Source organism: Dryocola mayonis (genome assembly GCF_051307045.1).
Classification (GTDB): Bacteria; Pseudomonadota; Gammaproteobacteria; order Enterobacterales; family Enterobacteriaceae; genus Dryocola.
In genome coordinates this window covers 1375098-1396146 of record NZ_CP150452.1, presented here as the reverse complement: position 1 = coordinate 1396146, position 21049 = coordinate 1375098, and the positions used below count along the sequence as shown (strand labels likewise).

Genomic DNA, 21049 nt, shown 5'->3' with positions numbered 1-21049 from the left:
AAACCACGCTCACGCATCCACAAAAAATTAACGAAATAGCCATAGCTATACAATATAGCCTGTGCTATATCTGTATGTAATGCAGTCAGCCCTTAAAGGAATAAGGGTGGCAGAACTAACAGGAGGATTTTTTATGAACGAGTTTAAGAGGTGTATGAGCGTGTTTACCCACTCCCCTTTCCAGGTGCGGCTAATGCTGCTGAATATGTTTTGCGACTGGGTTGCCAACAAATCCAGGCAGGGCGAACAATCCAAGCCGTAGGCACTCGCCCTGCCTTCGTTTAACGCCGTCTTTGAGGCCTTTTCGCGCCCTCTTTTTGTAACAACTGTTTTCCATTATTTTCACTTCCGCCTTCTCCTGCTGCGCTTTAACCCCACAAACTATCCGTTTTGCAATCCGCCTCGCAAAACACGCTCGGGTTACCAGTTGATCTTCTCTCAGATGCGCTCTATCTTCTTGCAGCCCTGCACATGAAGCGGCTCGCAGATGCGGTTCCTTCTCCCTTCTTTTCCGCCTGTCAGGCAGGTTTTTGACCCTTTTCGCCAGGGTTCTCGCATGGCGTTTTGTTGATTCGGTAAACATGAATTTAACGGCTAAAGATACCCTCACGGCTCGCGGTATCGCGCTTGACCCGTGGACAGGTTTTTACTTCCTGCAGTCCCTGCTTATTAACTTCGCCTTAGGTTATGCATTCAGCCTGCTTTATGCGGTCGCTTTCAGCTGCGTATTGCTGCTGCTGTGGCGCCGTGCGCCGCGCCTGCAAAAAGGGACGGTGGCGATTTGCAGCCTGGTGGCGGCCATGTATTTCCCCTTCGGGCAGGCTTACGGCGCGCCTAATTTCAATACCCTGCTGGCGCTGCATTCCACCAACTTTGAAGAGTCCACGGAGATAATGACCATTTTCCCGTGGTACAGCTACCTGGTGTCGTTATTTATTCTGGCGCTGGGCTATATCGCCGTGCGCCGCAAAGCGACGCCAAAAGCCGGGTGGAGCAATTTTGATAGCTCGTGCCTTGCGATAAGCCTGGCGTGCTTTTTCCTCACGCCGGTGCAAAACCTTGCCCACGGCGGCGTGTTTAAATTTAAGGATACGGGCTATCCGGTCGTGCGCTTCGTTAAAGACGTGGTGGTGAATAACCAGGAGGTGCTTGATGAGCAAACCCGCATGCAGGCGTTTGCCAAAATGAAAGACACCTGGAACGTTCTGGCGGTAAAGCCTAAGTATCACACCTATGTGGTAGTGATTGGCGAAAGCGCGCGCCGCGATGCGCTTGGCGCTTTTGGCGGCCACTGGAATAACACGCCGTTCGCCAGTTCGGTTAACGGCAACCTGTTTCTTGATTACGTTTCCGCAAGCGGCTCCACGCAAAAATCGCTGGGCATGACGCTTAACCGCGTTATCGACGGCAAGCCACAGTATCAGGATAACTTTGTTACCCTTGCCAACCGCGCGGGTTTCCAGACCTGGTGGTTCTCAAACCAGGGGCAGATTGGCGAATACGACACCGCCATCGCCAGCATTGCTAAACGCGCAGACGAAGTGCATTTCCTGAAAAGCGGTGATTTTGAGGCGGATAAAAATACCCGTGATGAAGCGCTGCTGAAGATGACGGCGCAGGTGCTGGCCACGCGCCGCGCCACGCCTCAGCTGATTGTGCTGCACCTGATGGGTTCCCACCCGCAGGCGTGCGACCGTACGCAAGGCAAGTACGCGGAGTTTGTGCAATCGAAAGAGACGTCCTGCTATATCTACAGCATGACGCAGACCGACGATCTGCTCAGGCAGCTTTACCAGCAGCTGCAAAACAGCGGCGAGACTTTCTCGATGGTGTATTTCTCAGATCACGGGCTGGCCTTTAAAGAGCGCGGCACTAAAGTGCAGTATCTGGCGCACGACGATGAGTTCCAGCAGAACTTCCAGGTGCCCTTTATGGTGCTCTCCAGCGATGATAAAACCCATCGCCTGATTAAAGCGCGCCGTTCGGCCAACGATTTCCTGAATTTCTTCTCGGCCTGGACAGGTATAAAAACCAAAGGGTTGAACCCAACCTACAGCTTTATTTCCGAGCAGAAAGCCGGGCCCGTGTGGATCACCAACTTTAAGCTTAAGAAGGTGGACTATACTCATCTGCAGAGCGATATCTTTGAGACAAAGTCGCATTGAGGTGAGTTCAGGACATAAAAAAATCCGCCCCTTGAGGCGGATTTTTATTTTCACCTTACAGGGTGAATTAGAAGCGGTAACCCACGCCTGCGATCCAGGTGCCAACATCAACGTTACGGATGCGGCTCTGCTCGTAGGAAACGTCCAGAGCAACGTTTTCAACCGGGTTGAACTGCATACCTGCGCCGTAGGAGAAACCGTAGTCGCTGGTGTCGGATTTTGCCGGGTAGTCAGTGCTCTGGAATTTACCGTAGCCTACACCCACAACACCGTAGACGCTTGCCCAGTCGTTCAGACGGAAAGCAGGACCAGCAGTGATGCCGTAGTATTGACCTTTGTTGTAAACGCCATTTTCAGTGCGGTCTTTTTCGGTGTAGGTGAAGGAACCGATATAGCCCAGTGGGGTGTCGTTTTCGTAACGATATTTCAGGTTGAAGCCGTTAGCTTTGTTAGCAACGCCCTGATAATCGCTCTGAGCATAGCCGCCGCTCACGGTGCTGGTAGCTGCAGCTGCGGTACCTACGGAAACGGCCAGAACACAAGCCAGTGCTGAAAGACATGCAATTTTTTTCATAATCCACCTCAAATGTGCTTCAAGTAAGTCCTAAGATTTAAATATAACAAAAGCGCGTGAGAAACTCTTCGACAATCGTGTTGTCTAACGAATCTTTTCATGTAACACAACGTTTCCACTACATGCTATGTCACTAAAATATCAACTATTTAACATCAAATCCGCGCAATTATTGTCGTGTTTAATAAAATCGTCATTCAGATAATTCTTGATTTTTCCTGAATGAAATTTACGCAAACCGACATATAAGGCATCGCATAGTAGTCCTTTTTTTCTTAATGAAAACTCAACCAGCCATAAGTTATTCCTTTACACTGAGGATCATTTTCTTAACCTGACCCACCCCGACATAAACTGACAGGACGCAGGATGCCGTTAACTCCCCGAAAAATGCCCGTTTGGCTGCCCATCGTTGTACTGCTTATCGCCATGACCTCGATTCAGGGCGGCGCGTCGCTGGCCAAATCACTTTTCCCGCTGGTTGGCGCCCCGGGCGTGACGGCAATACGTCTGGCTTTAGGGACGCTGATTCTGGTCACGGTATTCAAGCCCTGGCGTTTACGCTTTAAAGCGGAGCAGCGCGTGCCGCTTTTGATCTACGGCTTATCGCTCGGCGCCATGAACTATCTCTTCTATATGTCCATTCAGACCATTCCCCTCGGCATCGCCGTGGCGCTTGAGTTCACCGGCCCGCTGACCGTAGCGCTGTTTTCATCGCGCCGGGCCGTCGACTTTATCTGGGTGGTGCTGGCGGTAACGGGCCTGTGGTTCCTTCTGCCGCTTGGACAGGATATCGCCCACGTGGATTTGACCGGCGCCGCCTTTGCGCTGGGCGCAGGCGCGTGCTGGGCGCTGTATATCCTGTCCGGTCAGAAGGCGGGCGCCGATCACGGCCCGGCGACGGTGGCCATCGGTTCGCTGATTGCGGCGGTAATCTTCGTGCCGATTGGCGCCCTGCAAGCAGGAAGCGCGCTCTGGCACTGGTCGCTTCTTCCTTTGGGGCTGGGCGTGGCGATTTTGTCCACCGCCCTGCCGTATTCCCTTGAAATGGTGGCGTTAACCCGCCTGCCGACGCGTACTTTTGGCACCCTGATGAGTATGGAGCCGGGGCTTGCGGCGCTCTCCGGCATGCTGTTTTTGGGCGAACATCTGACCCTGGTCCAGTGGCTGGCTTTGCTGTCAATTATCGCGGCATCCGTTGGTTCGACATTAACGCTTAAACGCGAAACGCAGATAAAAACCGTCGATATAAATTAATCTGGATCAATTTATTTCCCATGCGTATGCAGCGTATGGGAAATAAGAAACCGGCGATCAACCACTTATATTCCTTTCAATTTACGTGCCTGAATAAGAATTATTCACCGGCGTTATTCATAATATTTTCATTTTTATGAAACATCTTAGTTATTTTGCATAACCCGCTGATAAAAATAGCTATTGTGATTTCCATCTCATCGTCGCTATTTGTTTGATAGGTATTATCTGATCCAGCAGGTTTAAAAACCGGTGCTATACTTAATCCCGGTAAGAAATCAGGAAACACACATCAAGAGGATGAATGATTATGAGTACCGCTAAACTGGTAAAAACCAAATCTACAAGTCTGCTGTATACCCGTAATGATGTAGCGGATAGCGAGAAAAAAGCCACCATCGAGCTGCTGAATCGTCAGGTCATCCAGTTCATCGATCTGTCTTTGATTACCAAACAGGCTCACTGGAATATGCGCGGTGCCAACTTTATTGCCGTCCATGAAATGCTCGACGGCTTCCGTACTGCCCTGACCGATCATCTGGACACCATGGCGGAACGCGCCGTTCAGCTTGGCGGCGTAGCGCTGGGGACCACGCAGGTCATCAACAGCAAAACTCCGCTGAAAAGCTACCCGCTGGACATTCACACCGTTCAGGACCACTTAAAAGAGCTGGCGGACCGTTACGGCATCGTGGCGAACGACGTGCGTAAAGCCATCGGCGAAGCCAAAGACGAAGATACCGCGGATATTTTCACCGCCGCATCCCGCGATCTGGATAAATTCCTGTGGTTCATCGAGTCTAATATCGAATAATCGACAGCGGTTTCCAGGGTTTCTTCCCCGCCCGGGGAAGAAACCTGCACCATTTTAGAGCATCAAATTGCTTAACCCCGCCGCAAAAGTTGCCATCCTGTAATAATCACATCACACAATCGTTAATGAATGATTGTTTTATCGCCCGGAATCGCGGTAAAACTACCCACCGACCTGCCGGCCAAAAATACGCACCATAATGGAGCACCATAAGAGTGCATCATGACCGACTTGCAACCCTTATTGTGCAATGTTACAAAACCACATCCTTGCAAAACAATATGTTGTAAATCTGGCACGATTCTTCCATGTTGCGCTGGCTGCAGGGGATAGCCCCATGGATTAACAAAGGAAATGCTATGAAGTCGATTTTGAAAGTTTCACTGGCTGCACTCACCCTGGCTTTTGCGGTAACTTCCCACGCCGCTGAGAAGAAACTGGTTGTCGCGACCGACACCGCATTCGTTCCTTTTGAATTTAAACAAGGCGACAAATACGTTGGTTTCGACGTGGATTTATGGGCCGCCATCGCTAAAGAATTGAAGCTGGACTATACCCTGAAGCCGATGGACTTCAGCGGCATCATTCCCGCGCTGCAAACTAAAAATATCGATGTGGCGCTGGCCGGCATCACTATTACTCCAGAACGTCAAAAAGCGATCGACTTCTCCGACGGCTACTACAAAAGCGGTCTGCTGGTGATGGTTAAAGCGAACAACGACGAGATTAAAAGCGTGAAGGATCTCGACGGCAAGGTCGTGGCGGTTAAAAGCGGCACCGGCTCCGTTGATTACGTGAAGGCCAACATCAAAACTAAAGACCTGCGCCAGTTCCCGAACATCGACAACGCTTACATGGAGCTGGGCACCAACCGTGCTGACGCCGTGCTGCACGATACGCCAAACATCCTGTACTTCATCAAAACCGCCGGCAACGGTCAGTTCAAAGCGGTAGGTGACTCGCTGGAAGCCCAGCAGTACGGCATCGCCTTCCCGAAAGGCAGCGACGACCTGCGTACTAAAGTAAACGGCGCGCTGAAAACCCTCAAAGAGAACGGCACCTACAACGAAATCTACAAAAAATGGTTCGGCACTGAACCAAAATAATAATTTTTAATCAGCCTTAAGCAGGACCTGAGGGGCGGCTTTCGCCCCTTACATTTTGAACCACGGTTTACAGTAACAGGAACACATCATGCAGTTTGACTGGAGCGCCATCTGGCCTGCAATTCCTCTCTTAATTGAAGGCGCCAAAATGACCCTGTGGATTTCGGTCCTCGGTCTTTGCGGCGGCCTGGTGATTGGCCTGGCGGCGGGTTTTGCCCGCACCTACGGCGGCTGGATCGCCAACCATATCGCGCTGGTCTTTATCGAAGTTATTCGCGGTACGCCGATCGTGGTGCAGGTAATGTTTATTTACTTCGCGCTGCCGATGGCCTTTACCGACCTGCGCATCGACCCGTTCAGCGCCGCGGTGGTCACCATCATGATCAACTCCGGGGCCTATATTGCGGAAATCACCCGCGGCGCGGTGCTGTCCATCCATAAAGGCTTCCGCGAAGCGGGACTGGCGCTGGGCCTGTCCAAACGCGAAACCATTCGCCACGTGATTATGCCGCTGGCGCTGCGTCGTATGCTGCCGCCGCTGGGTAACCAGTGGATTATCAGTATCAAAGACACTTCGCTGTTCATCGTTATCGGCGTGGCCGAGCTGACCCGCCAGGGTCAGGAAATTATCGCCGGTAACTTCCGCGCGCTGGAGATCTGGAGCGCCGTTGCGGTCTTCTATCTGATTATTACTTTGGTGCTGAGCTTTGTTCTGCGTCGCCTTGAAAGAAGGATGAAAATCCTGTGATTGAATTTAAAAACGTCTCCAAGCACTTCGGCCAGACCCAGGTGCTGCACAATATCGATCTGCACATCAAACAGGGCGAAGTGGTGGTGATTATCGGGCCGTCAGGCTCCGGCAAATCTACCCTGCTGCGCTGCATCAACAAGCTTGAAGACATCACCAGCGGCGATTTGATCGTCGACGGCTTAAAGGTCAACGACCCGAAGGTGGACGAGCGCCTGATCCGCCAGGAAGCCGGCATGGTATTCCAGCAGTTTTATCTCTTCCCGCACCTCACCGCGCTGGAAAACGTGGCTTTCGGCCCGATTCGCGTGCGCGGCCTGAAGAAAGACGCGGCGGATAAGCTCGCCAAAGAGCTGCTGGCGAAAGTGGGTCTTGCGGAACGTGCGCACCACTACCCTTCCGAGCTGTCCGGCGGCCAGCAGCAGCGCGTGGCGATTGCCCGTGCGCTGGCGGTTAAGCCGAAAATGATGCTCTTCGACGAGCCGACCTCCGCGCTTGACCCGGAGCTGCGTCATGAGGTGCTGAAGGTCATGCAGGATTTAGCCGAAGAAGGCATGACGATGGTTATCGTCACGCACGAAGTGGGCTTTGCCGAGAAAGTGGCTTCACGCCTGATTTTCATCGACAAGGGCCGCGTGGCCGAAGACGGCAATCCTCAGGAGCTTATCGCCAACCCGCCAAGCCAGCGCCTGCAGGAGTTCCTACAGCACGTTTCCTGATTAAGCATAAGCGTAGCGCCGCTGCCCGTTGGCGGATGGCGCTTTCGCTTATCCAGCCTGCCAACGCAGGCCGGCTGCCGGCACATCTTAAGCCGCACCAGATTAATCCCGTTTTCCAACCCCTTGATCCTGACTAACTATACTTACTCCTTTGCCTGACTTTCTCAGCCTGGAGGAGTGCCGTGCCGTGGATTCTGTTGTTACTATGCAGCCTGCTCAGCTTTCAAACCCAGGCGGTAACGCTGCCTGCCGCCGCCGTTGCCGCCTCCTCCACCCAAGCCAGCGCCGCCCCGCCCGCCGAACCCGATATTGAAGAGAAGAAAAAAGCCTATTCGGCGCTTGCGGACGTGCTGGATAACGACAAATCAAGAACGGAATTAATCGATCAGCTGCGTAAGGTTGCCGCCACGCCGCCGCCTGAACCCGTGCCCGCTATCACGCCGCCGGAAAAAATCAGCGAGGATAAGACCGTGCTGGAAAACGTGACGGACGTAAGCCGTCACTACGGCGGCGAACTGGCCGAACGCTTCGCCCAGCTGTACCGCAACATCATCGGCTCGCCGCACAAGGCCTTTAACCAGCAGACCTTTTTCAAGGCGTTCACGCACTTCTCCATGCTCGCCGCTTCCGTCTTCGCTTTTTATGTGCTGATTCGGCTATGCATGACGCCGATATGGCAGCGCATGGGGAAATGGGGACGCAAAAAAAACCGCGATCGCTCCAGCTGGTTCCACCTGCCGTTGATGATTCTCGGCGCTTTTGTGATGGACTTGCTGCTGCTGGCCCTGACGCTGTTTGTCGGGCAAATCTTCAGCGACATGATGAACGCGGGCAGCCGCACCATCGCCCGCCAGCAGGGCCTGTTTCTCAACGCCTTCGCGCTTATCGAATTCTTTAAGGCCGTTCTGCGGCTGATCTTCTGCCCGCGCTTCCCGGATCTGCGTCCCTTCCCGGTCAGCGACCAGAGCGCAAAATACTGGAATATCCGCTTATCAGGGCTCAGCAGTTTGATTGGTTACGGCATTCTGGTCGCCGTACCGATTATCTCAAGCCAGGTGAACGTGCAGATTGGCGCCCTGACCAACGTCGCCATTATGCTGTGCATCACCATCTGGGCGCTGTACCTGATATTCCACAACAAGCGGAATATCCAGCGCAGCCTGATTAACCTCGCCGATCGTTCCATGGCCTTTTTCAGCCTGTTTATCCGCGCCTTTGCGCTTGTCTGGCACTGGCTCGCCAGCGCCTATTTCGTGGTGCTGTTTTTCTTCTCGCTGTTCAATCCGGGCAACAGCCTGAAGTGGATGATGGGCGCGTCCGTGCATAGCCTGGCGATTATCGGCATCGCCGCTTTTATCTCCGGCATGCTTTCGCGCTGGATTGCGAAAACCATCACCCTTTCACCTCAGGTGCAGCGCAGCTATCCCGAGCTGCAAAAACGGCTGAACAGCTGGATTTCAGCCTCGCTGAAAATGGCGCGTATCCTTACCGTTCTGGTGGCCGTAATGTTGCTGCTGAACGCCTGGAGCCTGTTTGATATGTGGGCCTGGCTTACCAACGGCGCGGGCGAGAAAACCGTCGATATTCTTATCCGCATCGTGCTTATCCTGTTCTTCTCCGCCGTTGGCTGGACGCTGCTGGCAAGCCTGATTGAAAACCGCCTGGCGTCGGATATTCACGGCCGTCCGATGCCCAGCGCCCGCACGCGCACGCTGCTGACGCTGTTCCGTAACGCGCTTGCGGTGGTGATAAGCACCATCACGATAATGATTCTGCTCTCGGAAATCGGCGTGAATATCGCGCCGCTGCTGGCGGGGGCCGGCGCGCTAGGGCTGGCGGTCAGTTTCGGTTCGCAAACCCTGGTGAAGGATATTATTACCGGGATATTTATCCAGTTTGAAAACGGCATGAATACCGGCGACCTGGTGACTATCGGGCCGATTACCGGCACCGTGGAGCGCATGTCGATCCGCTCGGTCGGCGTGCGGCAGGATACCGGCGCCTATCACATTATCCCCTGGTCATCGATCACCACCTTCGCCAACTTCGTGCGCGGCATCGGCTCGTTCGTCGCCAACTACGATGTGGACAGGCAGGAAGACGTGGACAAAGCCAACCGCATTCTTAAAGAAGCCGTGGCCGAGCTGATGGAAAAACAGGAAATTCGCATGCTGGTCATCGGCGAGCCTTCCTTTGCGGGGATCGTTGGCCTGACCAACCAGGCGTTCACGGTGCGCGTGTCGTTCACCACCCAGCCGTTAAAACAGTGGACGGTGCGCTTTGCGCTCGACGGAATGGTGAAAAAGCACTTCGATGCGGCAGGAATTCGCCCGCCGGTGCAGACGGTGCAGGTAATGCAGCCGGGAGCGGACGCCGCACAGGCGCTGCAGGCTACGGAGGCGGCAACCGGAGCGCTGCCGCCTGCCAACCCTACGATATGATCATTTAAAGCGCGTGGCGGCCCAGCGAGCGCGCTGTGCATCGTTCATAAAGGTCCAGGCGATGAAGCGGCTTTGCTTCTGCCCCTGGGCCATCTCTTTTTTCACCACTTTCTCCACGCCCGCCTCCTGCAGCGCGCGGTAAATGGCCGGCAGATTTTCGCCGCGGGAGACCAGCGAAGTAAACCACAGCACCTGGCGGCCAAAGGCTTTACTCTCGTTAACCATCTGGCTGACAAACGCCACCTCGCCGCCTTCGCACCACAGCTCATGCTCGTGTCCGCCAAAGTTCAGCGCGCCCTTCTCATCCTGCCCGAGGTTGCGGCGTTTGCGCTCGCTGCCGCTGCGGGCCGCCTCCTGCGAGTCATGAAACGGCGGATTACAAAGCGTGGCATCGAAAGTTTCGTTTTTATGGATGACGCCGGGGAAGATAGCGTTCGGCGTTTTCTGGCGGCGCAGGCGAATCATGCGGCTTAAGCCCGGGTTAGCGTCGACAATCATCGTCGCGCTGCGCAAGGCGTCGGCGTCGATGTCTGAACCGGTAAAACGCCAGCCGTATTCATGCTGGCCGATTAGCGGGTAAATGCAGTTGGCCCCGACGCCCACGTCCAGCACGCAAGCCTGCGCGGGCACCCGGCCCTCATTCCCTTCCGCCAGCAAATCCGCCAGATGGTGAATATAATCCGCACGTCCCGGCACCGGCGGGCAGAGAAAACCTTCGGGAATATCCCACTGCGCTACGCCGTAGAAATGCGCCAGCAAAGCCTGATTAAGCGCCTTAACCGCCAGAGGATTGGCGAAATCCACCGTACTTTCACCGTGCGGACCGGTTTTGATAAAGGCCGTCAGCGCCGGGCAGCTTTGCTGCAGGGCGGAAAAATCGTAGCGGCTACGGTGACGGTTACGCGGGTGCAAACCCGGTTTGGTGGCAGCAGGGGTTTTCATCGAGGCTTCTCCTTGTGTGGGCGCGTAAGATACTCTGTGAAGCCGGCGGGGTAAATACGCCCCGCCAATTTCACCACTGAAAGGGGTAATATGTCTGCGAAAAGGTATTACTACGAACCCGCGGCCGGCCACGGTTTACCGCACGACCCGCTCAACGCCATTATTGGTCCGCGCCCGATTGGCTGGATATCGTCAATAAATCCGCAGGGCCTGCGCAATCTGGCACCTTACAGCTTTTTTAACTGCTTTAACTACCGCCCGCCGATCATAGGTTTCGCCAGCAGCGGCTGGAAGGACAGCGTGCAGAATATCGTTGAAACCAAAGAGTTCGTCTGGAACCTCACCACCCGCGAGCTGGCGGTGCAGATGAATGAAACCTCCGCGACTTTACCTCGCGGTGAAGACGAGTTTGCTGTCGCCGGGTTAACCGCCGTCGCGGGCCGCAAAGTTAAAGCCAGCCTGGTGGCGCAAAGCCCGGTGAATTTCGAATGCCGCCTGTCCCAGTGCATTCAGTTAACCTCCGCCGACGGGGCGGCGATTGAGACCTGGCTGGTGCTGGGGGAAGTCGTGGCGGTGCATATTGATGAAGCCCTGCTAAAAGACGGGATCTACCAGACGGCCCTTGCCAATCCGGTTCTGCGGGCCGGCGGCCCTTCAGCTTATTACACCATCGAAGAATCTCACCGATTCGACCTTATCCGCCCGGACGCCAGATAAATTAAATAAAATCAGCCGCATGTATGTGGCTGATTTGTAATGTTTTCGTCAAGTTTTGTCGTTCAAAAAACACGCACAACTTCATCAATTTTTTGCGCCCTTTTATCACAACTTTCCTCCTACACTTTGAGTGTTGATGGAATTTTAATCAACGCCCCCAAAAGATTATGAGGATGTGACGATGAAAAAATTGCTGTATTTCTCTGCGGTTATCACTCTGGCTGCTCTTCCCTTCGCTGCTCAGGCAGCGCAGGAGCTGATGGATAACCAAACCGGCCAGCTGCGCCCGGCGGGCACCGTTTCCGCAACCAACGCCCGCAGCCTTGACGAGCTGCAGAATAAACTGGCTGAAAAAGCGAAAGAACAGGGCGCCACAGGCTTTGTGATTAACTCCGCCGGCGGCGACAACCATATGTACGGGACCGCCACCATTTACAAATAGCCTGGAACACTCACGCAAGATGCTTAACTTCACCCCCTAACGGTTTCCCCTTCCGGAAACCGTTTTTCTTTCGGCCGCCATTTTTCAACGCCGTTGATTCACCCGCAAGCGATTGCTCATCAGGTACGACCAGCATTAAGAAAAAAAGTAGCAAAAGGTGCGCTAAACGAAGCCGCAATGTGACGAATTTCGCAAAATTGACAGATGAAGGATAAATAATAGCTACATTCAACGGCTTATAGTGCATTCAATTTTTTTGAACAACGACGTCAATTCTCTTCGGTTTATTCTTCTGCGTAAAAGTGTGACCATAATCACATCGACGGAACAACGTCACCCTGACAGAATAACCTGCGAGATATTTACCATGAAAACCATAAAATATGCTGTAGCCGCTATCGCTCTCTCAACGCTCTCTTTCGGCGCCTTCGCCGCGCAGGCGGTCAGCCCTGCCGAAGCGCAGAACATGAATAAAGTAGGCGTGGTTTCCGCGCATGGCGCAACGACGCTGGACGGGCTGGAAGCGCAGCTGGCTCTGAAAGCGGAACAGGCGGGCGCGAAAGCCTATGCCATCACTTCCGCCAACTCCAACGACAAAATGAGCGGCACCGCTGTTATCTACAAATAAGTTGTAAGGCAAAGCGTTAAAGTTTTATCCCTGTGAAATGTTGTATTGCTTTTGATTTAACCCTCATCTGGAGCCCTGCTCCGACCCTTGTTTGACCCTTGATGTTACCCTTATTGCCTGCGGATCTTGCCGCAGGCTTTTTTTATCTGCGCGCCGGGCTAGAACTTCTGCGCCACCCTGGCTAAGCCTGCCTCCAGCGTTGGCGCTTCGCCGGTGGCGACCAGGCAGCAGGCCATCTGCGTTTTTAAGGATTGCGGGACCGGCTCCACGCCCGCCACGCAGCGTTCAATCCAGCGCGCGGTGACCTCCGGATCTTTCGTCGCGGGCAGCGCAATATCTGCGCTATTCGCCTCCGTCTGCCTTTCGCTTAGCACCCGCGTGCCGCGGCTGTCGATGAGGCTTATCTGCGGGCAGCGCTGCGGGTTGGCGTACACTTCGCCTTCCGTACCGTGCATCAGCAGCCCGCGTCCGCCGATATCGGCAAAGAACTTCGCCACCTTCGGCACGTATTCCGGATGGGAAACGCTGGCAAGGCGCAGCGCGGCATCTTCCGCAAAGGGCGTCGCCAGTTTCGCAAGCGTATGCGCGCTGTTGCGAACGCCCATGCGCCAGCGCATGGCGAGCTGGTTTTCCATGGGCGGACACAGGGCGCTAATGGGCATATAAACCGGATGATGGGCTTCGAGCTTCGCCTGGGGCCTGCCCCGCATGCAGCGTTGGCTCAATGCCCAGCAGCGTAAACACGGTTTGCGTCAATACGCGCGTCGGATCGTGACTTACGCCATGCACCAGTACCGGATAGCCCAGGCGATTGAGCAGCATCGCCAGCAGCGGAGTCAGGTTTGCCTGCTTGCGGGCGCCGTTATAGGAGGGGATGACGATCGGCATCGGCTTATTGACCGGCGGCGTAAGGGAAATAAGATGCTGCTTCATCGCCTCGTAGAAGCCCAGCATTTCCGCCTCGCCTTCGCCCTTGATACGCAGCGCGATAAGCACGCCGCCAAGCTCAAGCTCCGGCACCTCGCCGTTTAGCATATGGGTATACAACCCGCGCGCGGTATCAAAGTCCAGATCTCTGGCGTGGTTCTTGCCACGGCCTATTTCTTTAATGATTTTGCGATAGTCCATTTCAGCTCCCCTGATATTTTTTACTCGCGCGTTTGCGCCGCGCGGCCTTTTTGGGCGTTGCTTCAACTATTTTAGCCGCCGGCGCGGGCGGCTGGGTAATTGGAAACACCGGTAAAGCGCCGAGCAAACGCTGGCCATAGGTTTTGGTCAGCAGGCGGCGGTCGTAAATCACCACTTCACCATAGCAACCGTGGCTGCGAATTAAACGCCCAACCTGCTGGATAAGATTAAAAGAGGCGGCGGGCAGGCTTTGCACCTCAAACGGATAGCGCCTGAGGCTCTTGAGCCATTCGCCTTCCGTAACCACCACCGGGCTGTCTACCGGCGGGAAAGCAATTTTATGGATATGCACCTGGCTTAGCAGGTCGCCTTTTAAATCCAGCCCCTCGGCAAAGGACTGCAGCCCAACCAGCACGCTGGTTTCCCCTTGTTCCACCCGCCTGCGGTGCAGTTCCACAAGGCGATAGCGCGGCTGGTCGCCCTGCACCAGCAGGGTAAGACGCAGATCGGTGACGTGGGTCAAAAACAGCTGCATGGCGCGGTTGCTGGCAAACAGCACCAGCATGCCCTTATGCTCGCCTTTTGCCAGCTCGGCGCGGAAAAAGGCCGCCATTTCCGCAATATGCCGCGGCTCGTTTTCCATCGTCGGCTCAACCGTGAGCTGCGGTATAACCAGCCTGCCCTGCTCGACATGATTAAACGGCGAGTCCAGCGCAATAAAACGGTCCCCCGCTTTTTCGCGCAGGCCGCTCATCTCCTGCAGGCGATCGAATTTGTTCAGCGAGCGCAGCGTGGCCGAGGTAATAATCACGTGCGGCACGTTACGCCAGACTAATTTTTCCAGCTGATCGCTTACGCGGATCCCCACGCAGTGGAAGAACAGGTGCGGCTGCCCCTCCCGATTTTCCCGCGTCACCCATTTGGAAACCGGCGCGCCTGACGCCTGATGCATGGCGGAAAGACGCCAGAGTTTGCTTTGGGATTCAAAATAGCCCAGCGCGCGGTTCATCTGCAGCAGGGCCCTGTGCACCCGCACCACGTCGTGGCTGCCGGTTTTTTCACTCAGATCGCCCTGCAGCGCTTCGGCGAGGCTGCGCAGGCCTTCCATAAGCTTCGCCAGCCGCTGGCAGATAGCCATGACCTCATCGGGCAGCACGCCCATTTCGAAACGGTGCTCGCTCTCAAACTCGCCCGGCATCCACAGCTTTACGATGCCGCAAAACGAGGTGAGCAGCTCGTGTATTTCATCGCAATGGTTGGTCAGACGTTCCGGCACGGTGAGCGGCGGCGGGCTTTTCGGGCGGAACTGCGCCATGCAGGTTTCCACCAGCTTGCAGAATAGATCAAGCTGCAGGCGGCTGTAGCCGGGGGTGATCTCAGCGCTCATCTCCAGCGCGTCGCGGGCGACGTCCGGCAGATGGTGGCCCTCATCGAGCACCAGCAGCAGGTTTTTAGCCTCCGGCAAAACGGCCTCGCTCTCCATCGCCGCCATCACCAGCGCGTGGTTGGCCACCACCACTTCCGCTTCGTCGATTTCGCGCCTGGCGACGAAGAACGGGCATTCGCGATACCAGTGGCAGTTGCGGCCAAGGCAGCTGGCCTTATCGGTGCTCATCCTGCGCCAGAGATCGTCGTCAATGGCCTGCGAGTTATGATCGCGTATCCCGTCCCATTTATAGCTATCGAGCTCGGTTTTCAGCTTTGCGCAGCGCTGCTGTTCATCTTTGCTGGCGGGAGCCATTTCGTCGTCCAGGAAGGCGAGCAAATCCCCCTGCGCCAGGCTGTCCGTGGCTAACGCCGCCAGGTTACGCGGGCAGACGTAGCGCCCGCGCCCGAAGGCGGCGGTAAATTTCAGATCGGGGATGATTTTGCGCAGCAGCGGCAGGTCTTTACTGAAGATCTGGTCCTGCAGCGCAACGTTTGCGGTGCTGACCACCAGCGTTTTTTCTTCCCCGCGCGCAATGGCGATGCCGGGAATCAGGTAAGAGAGCGTTTTGCCCACGCCCGTCGGCGCCTCGATCGCCAGATGGCGCCCCTCTTCTCCCGCCAGCGTTTTCGCCACTTCGGCAATCATCTGCCGCTGCGGCGGGCGCGGAATAAAGTCCGGGATCTGCTGCTGTAGCGCCTTATACCAGGCGGCGATTTGCGCTTTTTGCGCCGGGGACAAAGCCATGAGCACCACTTCTACTGTATAAACAGCCACTATTGTCCCACTTTTCATCCGCGGACGGCATTATTTTTTGTTTTTAAGTCATCCACCCGGCCTTGACCAATGACAAAGCGGCGGCGCGCGGCCTCTCCCTATAATCACCCGTCTCTCTTCCCACTGGTACAAAACTATGGCTTATCAACTCGCCCTCGACTGGCAAGAATTTCTGGAAAAATACTGGCAAAAGAAGCCGGTTGTCTTAAAGCAGGCGTTCCCGGGTTTTGTCGATCCTATTACGCCGGATGAACTGGCAGGCCTGGCCATGGAGCCCGAAGTGGACAGCCGCCTGGTCAGCCATAGCGCAGACGGGCAGTGGCACGCCAGCAACGGGCCCTTTGCGGATTTCGATAACCTGGGCGAAAAGGGCTGGTCGCTGCTGGCGCAGGCCGTCAACCACTGGCATGAGCCGTCTGCCGAATTAGTACGCCCTTTCCGCGTGCTGCCGGACTGGCGTCTGGACGATCTGATGATCTCCTTCTCCGTGCCGGGCGGCGGCGTTGGGCCGCATATCGACCAGTACGATGTGTTTATTATCCAGGGCATGGGCAGCCGCCGCTGGCGCGTGGGCGATAAGCTGCCGATGCGTCAGTTCTGCCCGCATCCGGCGCTGTTGCACGTCGATCCCTTTACGCCGATCATCGATGAAGATCTTGCGCCGGGCGACATTTTGTATATCCCGCCGGGCTTCCCTCACGACGGCTTTACCCATGAAACCGCCCTTAACTACTCCGTTGGTTTCCGCGGGCCAAACGGCCGCGACTTAATCAGCAGCTTCGCCGACTACGCGCTGGAAAACGATCTGGGCAACGAGCATTACAGCGACCCTGATTTAACCCTGCGCGATCATCCGGGCAAAGTGGAAGACTACGAGCTTGACCGCCTGCGCGGCATGATGATGGAGATGATTAACCAGCCGGAGGATTTCAGGCAGTGGTTCGGACGCTTCGCCACGACGCCGCGACACGAGCTGGATATCGCCCCTGCCGAGCCGCCCTATGAGCCGGCGGAAATTCGCGATGCCCTGATGCAGGGCGATAGCCTGACCCGCCTGAACGGCCTGCGCGTACTGAACGTTGGCGACAGCTTCTTCGTCAACAGCGAGCCGCTCGCCGCGGCGAACCTGAACGCCGCCGACGCGCTTTGCCGGTATACGACAATCGGCCGGCAGGAGCTGGGTTCGGCGCTGCAGGACGAAGTCTTTATGGCAGAGCTGACCGGCCTGGTAAACCAGGGTTACTGGTATTTCGAAGGCTGATCCGGCCGCTTTTCGGGCGGGGCGCGGCGGCGCCCTGCCCTGTCCGAAAAATCCCCCCTGCAGAATTGTTCAAAAAAAATCAGCAAAACTTCCCACAGTCAGGCGCACTGTCTACAGTTATACGGGGACTTTAAGACTGGCTTTGGGGACATCATGGCGCTTTATTCCATCGGCGAAGTGGCTGCGCTCTGCGATATTAATCCCGTGACGCTGCGTGCCTGGCAAAGGCGCTACGGACTCCTTAAACCACAACGTACCGACGGCGGGCATCGCCTGTTTGACGATGCCGATATCGATCGTATCCGCGAGATAAAACGCTGGATTGAAAATGGCGTCCAGGTCAGCAAGGTCAAAGCGCTGCTCAGCGGCGAAGAGAAGGATCTGGATACGGGCTGGCGCGAGCGGCAGGAAATATTGCTGCGCCATCTGCAGGGCGGCAATCCCAACCGGCTACGCGCCTGGGTGGCCGATATGGGGCGCGATTATCCCGCCGAAACGCTTGTCATGCAGCTCTACATCCCGCTGCGTCGCCGCCTGCAATGCCAGCAGATTACGCTCAATACGCTGCTCGGGCTGCTCGATGGTGTTCTGATTAGCTATATTGCGCAGTGCCTCGCCTCGGCGCGCAAACACAGCGGCAAAGATGCGCTGCTGATAGGCTGGAACACGCCGGACACCACGCGTTTGTGGATGGCGGCCTGGATGGCGGTTCAACAAGGCTGGCGCGTCGATATTCTGGCCCACTCGCTCACCTGCGTGCGTCCCGAACTCTTCCCGCAGCAAACGATTCTGGTGTGGTGCGGCGAAACGCCGACCGATCAGCAGCTTAATCAGCTGGAGCAGTGGCGCTGCGCCGGGCTGCCCATTTTTCCGCTCAACGGCGACGGCCGCGAAGCCTCCCGCGGCGCATAAGGCATTTAAAGGTTCATTAACAAGCCTGCTTCGTCTTATAATCGCCCCCGTAACATTGGGAGCGAAACATGAAATTATCTAAAATTGCCGTCGTCGGCGGCATGCTGGTGATGGCCATCGGCGGAATCAGCGGCCTGATGCTGGTAGGCTATATCGTTATCCTTCATGGCGCGTGATATAGCGTAACAGGCGTTCAAACAGGCGGTCGGTGACTATCGCCGCCAGCGCCACCAGGATGGCCCCCTGAATCACATAGGCGGTATTAAAGCCGCTCAGGCCGATGATTATCGGCGAGCCGAGCGTGCTGGCGCCTACCGTTGAGGCGATGGTCGCCGTGCCGATATTAATAATCACCGAAGTTCTCACCCCCGCCAGGATCACCGGGGCCGCCAGCGGCAGCTCAACTTTGCGCAGCGCCTGCCAGCGGCTCATTCCCGCCCCTAAGGCAATTTCACGCGTGGCTTGCGGCACCGCGCCGATGCCGGCAAGGGTGCCCTGCAAAATGGGCAGCAGGCCGTAAAGCACCAGCGCGATAATCGCGGGCTGCTGCCCGAAGCCCATAACCGGCACGGCAATCGCCAGCACGGCAACGGGCGGAAAGGTCTGGCCTGCGGCGGTGATGGTTTCCACCAGCGAGCGAAACTCCAGCCCCGCCGGACGCGTTACGGCGATGCCCAGCCCCACGCCGATAACTATCGCCACGAGGCTTGAAACCGCCACCAGCGTCAGGTGGGCCAGCGCCAGAGACGTAAAGCTGTCCTGCTGATATATCGGCCTTGCAAGCTCCGGGAACAGCCAGCTAAACAGCGGGCCGCTATAGGGCATCAAAAAAAGCAGCGCGATAAACAGCGCCAGCAGCCACAGCAGCGGATCAAAGACCAGACGCATGCTCACCCCGCACCAGATCGCTGAAATGCAGCACGCCGCACGGCGCGCCCTGTTCATCAACCACCGGTAGCTGCTGGCACTGCCGGTCAACAAACAGCGACAGCGCCTCGCGCAGGCTAAGATCGGCCTTAATAGGTTCGCCTTCGATACGTTCGTCGGCGCGCAGGCTGTTGGCAACCTGTCTTAACGACAGCAGCCGCAGGCCAAGCTCGCTGCGGCCAAAGAAATCCCGCGCAAACTCATTGGCCGGGTTAGTCAGCAACGCCAGCGGCGTTCCCTGCTGAACAATCCGCCCGCCGTCCATAAGAACGATGCGATCCGCCAGCCGTAGCGCCTCTTCAATGTCGTGGGTAACCAGCACGATGGTGCGCCCCAGCAAATTATGAATGCGCACAATTTCCTGCTGGAGCGCCGCGCGGGTGACAGGATCGAGCGCGCCGAAGGGCTCGTCCATCAGCAGAACTTCCGGGTCGGCCGCCAGCGCGCGCGCCACGCCGACCCGCTGCTGCTGCCCGCCGGAAAGCTGATGCGGGTAGCGCTCGCGAAATTGCGCGGCCTCAAGGCCGAGCAAATCCAGCAGCTCATCAATGCGCGCGTCGATCTTCGCCTTCGGCCATTTCAGCAGTTGCGGCACGGTGGCGATATTCTGCGCCACGTTCCAGTGGGGAAACAGGCCGATGGACTGAATCGCGTATCCCATACGGCGGCGCAACGCTTTGGCGTCAAAATTACGGATTTCCTCGCCGGCGAAGCGAATTCGTCCTTCGTCGTGCTCCACCAGCCGGTTAATCATTTTCAGGGTGGTGGATTTTCCCGAGCCGGAGGTGCCGATCAGCACCGTGAACTCCCCTTCCCGGATGGTCAACGACAGATCTTTGACCGCCGCTTCCCCCTGGAAGTATTTACTGACATGGTCAAATTCGATCATGGCCGTTTCGCCTCAAGCAATGAGATTAACAGTTTAAAAAGCGCATCCAGCATCACGGCCAGCGCAATCACCGGGATCACCCCCAGCAGCACCAGGTCCAGCGCGCTGCTCAGCAGCCCCTGGAAGATGATCGCGCCAAAACCTCCGGCGCCGATGAGCGCGGCGATAACCGCCATGCCTATAGTCTGTACGCAAACCACGCGCAGGCTGCGCAGCAGAACGGGCGTCGCCAGGGGCACTTCGGCCCGCCAGAATATCTGCCGCCGCGACATGCCCATCCCTTCGGCGCTTTCAATAATATTACGCGGGATCTGCTGCAGGCCTGCGACAACGCCGCGCACCAGCGGCAGCAAAGCGTAAAGCACCAGCGCGATAAGCGCGGGCGTCATGCCAATGCCGCTTACGCCCAGCGCGCCAAGCCAGGGAAATAATTTCGCAAGGCCCGCCAGCGGCGCGATCAGCAGGCCGAAAAGCGCCACGGAGGGAACGGTCTGAATCACGTTAAGCACGGAAAATACCGAGGATTGCCAGGCGGGACGCTGATAGCACAACACGCCGAGCGGCACGCCAATTAGCAGCGCCGGAACAAGCGTCCCGGCCAGCAGAAGCAGATGGCGGCTTAAGGCGTCGTCGAAAACGTCCTGCCGGTTGGCGTACTCCTTAAGTAAAGACAGCTCCGAGAAGAAGCCGCCCAGCAGCAGGGCAACGGGCACTATCCAGATTTGCAGATTAAGCAGCAGACGCCAGAGCGCTTTCGGGGTCAGACGATTAATCGCATCGGCGCAGATGAGCAGGCAGAGCGCAAGCGTCAGCCACAGGCCGCCGCCGGGCGAGGTGCGGGCGACCATGCTTCCTTCCCGGGCGAAATACTCCGCCGTTTTGCCCATCACGACCAGCGCGGCGATAAACATCGCTTCGCCGACAAGCAGCGTCAGAAAAAGCGGGAGCCGACGCGTGGGGGTCAAGGTCAGACCGGCAAGGACGAGCGTAGGGAGGGCGAGCAGTAAAAACGCATGATCAGGTAACTGGCTCAGCGCCAGGGGTTCCCCCGATACCAGCCGGTTTGCGGCGTGATTAATAAAAGGCAGCAATCCGCCCGCCGCCGCCAGCAAAAGCACCAGCAGCAGCAGTACTCGGTTATGGATCTTCAACAAACGTACGTCCTGTCGTTATTGT

19 protein-coding genes and 1 pseudogene are annotated in these 21049 nt (G+C 56.4%); 13 read left to right on the top strand and 7 right to left on the bottom strand.

Annotated features, from left to right (window positions below; translation table 11 throughout):
* The first annotated feature begins 133 nt into the window (after positions 1-133).
* Together mntS and WLO32_RS06715 are read left to right on the top strand one after the other, a co-directional pair.
* Positions 134-262 carry a manganase accumulation protein MntS gene (mntS, locus tag WLO32_RS06720; protein WP_435947675.1) on the top strand — a complete coding sequence of 43 codons (129 nt, stop codon included), beginning with the start codon at positions 134-136 and terminating at the stop codon, positions 260-262.
* A 319-nt stretch (positions 263-581) separates the two neighbouring features.
* A complete protein-coding gene (locus tag WLO32_RS06715) occupies positions 582-2165 on the top strand; it encodes a sulfatase-like hydrolase/transferase (protein ID WP_435948257.1) in 1584 nt (527 codons plus the stop codon).
* A gap of 67 nt (positions 2166-2232) precedes the next feature.
* Here WLO32_RS06715 and ompX read toward each other — a convergent pair whose 3' ends face one another.
* Positions 2233-2739, bottom strand: coding sequence for an outer membrane protein OmpX (ompX, locus tag WLO32_RS06710; protein WP_121267219.1), 507 nt, complete (start codon positions 2737-2739; stop codon positions 2233-2235).
* A 369-nt stretch (positions 2740-3108) separates the two neighbouring features.
* Between ompX and rhtA the strand changes: the two genes are divergently transcribed.
* From rhtA to ybiO, 6 genes are all read left to right on the top strand, one after another.
* Complete coding sequence (gene rhtA / locus WLO32_RS06705) at positions 3109-3996, top strand: threonine/homoserine exporter RhtA (protein ID WP_435947674.1); 888 nt, start codon at positions 3109-3111, stop codon at positions 3994-3996.
* Positions 3997-4306: 310 nt separating this feature from the next.
* Positions 4307-4810: a DNA starvation/stationary phase protection protein Dps gene (gene dps / locus WLO32_RS06700; RefSeq protein ID WP_435947673.1), complete on the top strand. Its 504-nt coding sequence runs from the start codon at positions 4307-4309 to the stop codon at positions 4808-4810.
* Between the two features lie 359 nt (positions 4811-5169).
* On the top strand, positions 5170-5916 hold the full coding sequence (gene glnH / locus WLO32_RS06695; RefSeq protein ID WP_121267217.1) for a glutamine ABC transporter substrate-binding protein GlnH: 747 nt from the start codon (positions 5170-5172) through the stop codon (positions 5914-5916).
* 88 nt (positions 5917-6004) lie between these two features.
* Positions 6005-6664: a glutamine ABC transporter permease GlnP gene (gene glnP, locus WLO32_RS06690; RefSeq protein WP_121267216.1), complete on the top strand. Its 660-nt coding sequence runs from the start codon at positions 6005-6007 to the stop codon at positions 6662-6664.
* Positions 6661-7383: a glutamine ABC transporter ATP-binding protein GlnQ gene (gene glnQ, locus WLO32_RS06685; RefSeq protein WP_435947672.1), complete on the top strand. Its 723-nt coding sequence runs from the start codon at positions 6661-6663 to the stop codon at positions 7381-7383. The genes glnP and glnQ overlap by 4 nt, the downstream gene beginning before the upstream one ends.
* A gap of 182 nt (positions 7384-7565) precedes the next feature.
* Positions 7566-9824 carry a mechanosensitive channel protein gene (ybiO, locus tag WLO32_RS06680; RefSeq protein WP_435947671.1) on the top strand — a complete coding sequence of 753 codons (2259 nt, stop codon included), beginning with the start codon at positions 7566-7568 and terminating at the stop codon, positions 9822-9824.
* Here ybiO and rlmF read toward each other — a convergent pair whose 3' ends face one another.
* On the bottom strand, positions 9825-10766 hold the full coding sequence (gene rlmF / locus WLO32_RS06675; protein ID WP_435947670.1) for a 23S rRNA (adenine(1618)-N(6))-methyltransferase RlmF: 942 nt from the start codon (positions 10764-10766) through the stop codon (positions 9825-9827). It abuts the gene before it with no gap.
* Between the two features lie 90 nt (positions 10767-10856).
* Here rlmF and WLO32_RS06670 point away from each other — a divergent pair, with 90 nt between their 5' ends.
* The 3 genes from WLO32_RS06670 to ybiJ all read left to right on the top strand — a co-directional run bounded on the left by WLO32_RS06670 (position 10857) and on the right by ybiJ (position 12553).
* Complete coding sequence (locus WLO32_RS06670; RefSeq protein WP_435947669.1) at positions 10857-11483, top strand: flavin reductase family protein; 627 nt, start codon at positions 10857-10859, stop codon at positions 11481-11483.
* Between the two features lie 181 nt (positions 11484-11664).
* Entirely contained in the window at positions 11665-11925 is a 261-nt protein-coding gene (gene mcbA, locus WLO32_RS06665; protein ID WP_435947668.1) for a DUF1471 family periplasmic protein McbA, read from the top strand.
* A 367-nt stretch (positions 11926-12292) separates the two neighbouring features.
* Positions 12293-12553: a DUF1471 family protein YbiJ gene (gene ybiJ, locus WLO32_RS06660; RefSeq protein WP_435947667.1), complete on the top strand. Its 261-nt coding sequence runs from the start codon at positions 12293-12295 to the stop codon at positions 12551-12553.
* Between the two features lie 158 nt (positions 12554-12711).
* Here ybiJ and ybiB read toward each other — a convergent pair.
* Together ybiB and dinG are read right to left on the bottom strand one after the other, a co-directional pair.
* A pseudogene (ybiB, locus tag WLO32_RS06655) lies at positions 12712-13681 on the bottom strand (DNA-binding protein YbiB).
* A gap of 1 nt (position 13682) precedes the next feature.
* Positions 13683-15854 carry an ATP-dependent DNA helicase DinG gene (gene dinG / locus WLO32_RS06650; protein ID WP_435948256.1) on the bottom strand — a complete coding sequence of 724 codons (2172 nt, stop codon included), beginning with the start codon at positions 15852-15854 and terminating at the stop codon, positions 13683-13685.
* A gap of 166 nt (positions 15855-16020) precedes the next feature.
* Between dinG and WLO32_RS06645 the strand changes: the two genes are divergently transcribed.
* Both WLO32_RS06645 and WLO32_RS06640 read left to right on the top strand, forming a co-directional pair.
* Positions 16021-17145, top strand: coding sequence for a JmjC domain-containing protein (locus WLO32_RS06645; RefSeq protein WP_435947666.1), 1125 nt, complete (start codon positions 16021-16023; stop codon positions 17143-17145).
* Positions 17146-17298: 153 nt separating this feature from the next.
* Positions 17299-18057, top strand: a complete 759-nt coding sequence (locus tag WLO32_RS06640) for a MerR family transcriptional regulator (RefSeq protein WP_435947665.1) — start codon at positions 17299-17301, stop codon at positions 18055-18057.
* 156 nt (positions 18058-18213) lie between these two features.
* Here the strand turns inward: WLO32_RS06640 and WLO32_RS06635 are convergent, their stop codons facing one another.
* From WLO32_RS06635 to WLO32_RS06625, 3 genes are read right to left on the bottom strand one after another with little or no spacing between them, the layout of a single operon-like run.
* Positions 18214-18945 carry an ABC transporter permease gene (locus WLO32_RS06635; protein ID WP_435947664.1) on the bottom strand — a complete coding sequence of 244 codons (732 nt, stop codon included), beginning with the start codon at positions 18943-18945 and terminating at the stop codon, positions 18214-18216.
* Positions 18929-19873: an ABC transporter ATP-binding protein gene (locus WLO32_RS06630; protein WP_435947663.1), complete on the bottom strand. Its 945-nt coding sequence runs from the start codon at positions 19871-19873 to the stop codon at positions 18929-18931. The genes WLO32_RS06635 and WLO32_RS06630 overlap by 17 nt, the downstream gene beginning before the upstream one ends.
* Positions 19870-21027: an ABC transporter permease gene (locus WLO32_RS06625; RefSeq protein WP_435947662.1), complete on the bottom strand. Its 1158-nt coding sequence runs from the start codon at positions 21025-21027 to the stop codon at positions 19870-19872. The genes WLO32_RS06630 and WLO32_RS06625 overlap by 4 nt, the downstream gene beginning before the upstream one ends.
* Between the last annotated feature and the right edge of the window lie 22 nt (positions 21028-21049).

Excerpts from the sequence above, each read along its gene's own strand:
- mntS (WP_435947675.1), top strand. The coding sequence starts at position 134 with ATGAACGAGTTTAAGAGGTGTATGAGCGTGTTTACCCACTCCCCTTTC.
- WLO32_RS06715 (WP_435948257.1), top strand. The coding sequence starts at position 582 with ATGAATTTAACGGCTAAAGATACCCTCACGGCTCGCGGTATCGCGCTT.
- ompX (WP_121267219.1), bottom strand. The coding sequence starts at position 2,739 with ATGAAAAAAATTGCATGTCTTTCAGCACTGGCTTGTGTTCTGGCCGTT.
- rhtA (WP_435947674.1), top strand. The coding sequence starts at position 3,109 with ATGCCGTTAACTCCCCGAAAAATGCCCGTTTGGCTGCCCATCGTTGTA.
- dps (WP_435947673.1), top strand. The coding sequence starts at position 4,307 with ATGAGTACCGCTAAACTGGTAAAAACCAAATCTACAAGTCTGCTGTAT.
- glnH (WP_121267217.1), top strand. The coding sequence starts at position 5,170 with ATGAAGTCGATTTTGAAAGTTTCACTGGCTGCACTCACCCTGGCTTTT.
- glnP (WP_121267216.1), top strand. The coding sequence starts at position 6,005 with ATGCAGTTTGACTGGAGCGCCATCTGGCCTGCAATTCCTCTCTTAATT.
- rlmF (WP_435947670.1), bottom strand. The coding sequence starts at position 10,766 with ATGAAAACCCCTGCTGCCACCAAACCGGGTTTGCACCCGCGTAACCGT.
- WLO32_RS06670 (WP_435947669.1), top strand. The coding sequence starts at position 10,857 with ATGTCTGCGAAAAGGTATTACTACGAACCCGCGGCCGGCCACGGTTTA.
- mcbA (WP_435947668.1), top strand. The coding sequence starts at position 11,665 with ATGAAAAAATTGCTGTATTTCTCTGCGGTTATCACTCTGGCTGCTCTT.
- ybiJ (WP_435947667.1), top strand. The coding sequence starts at position 12,293 with ATGAAAACCATAAAATATGCTGTAGCCGCTATCGCTCTCTCAACGCTC.
- dinG (WP_435948256.1), bottom strand. The coding sequence starts at position 15,854 with ATGGCTTTGTCCCCGGCGCAAAAAGCGCAAATCGCCGCCTGGTATAAG.
- WLO32_RS06645 (WP_435947666.1), top strand. The coding sequence starts at position 16,021 with ATGGCTTATCAACTCGCCCTCGACTGGCAAGAATTTCTGGAAAAATAC.
- WLO32_RS06640 (WP_435947665.1), top strand. The coding sequence starts at position 17,299 with ATGGCGCTTTATTCCATCGGCGAAGTGGCTGCGCTCTGCGATATTAAT.
- WLO32_RS06635 (WP_435947664.1), bottom strand. The coding sequence starts at position 18,945 with ATGCGTCTGGTCTTTGATCCGCTGCTGTGGCTGCTGGCGCTGTTTATC.
- WLO32_RS06630 (WP_435947663.1), bottom strand. The coding sequence starts at position 19,873 with ATGATCGAATTTGACCATGTCAGTAAATACTTCCAGGGGGAAGCGGCG.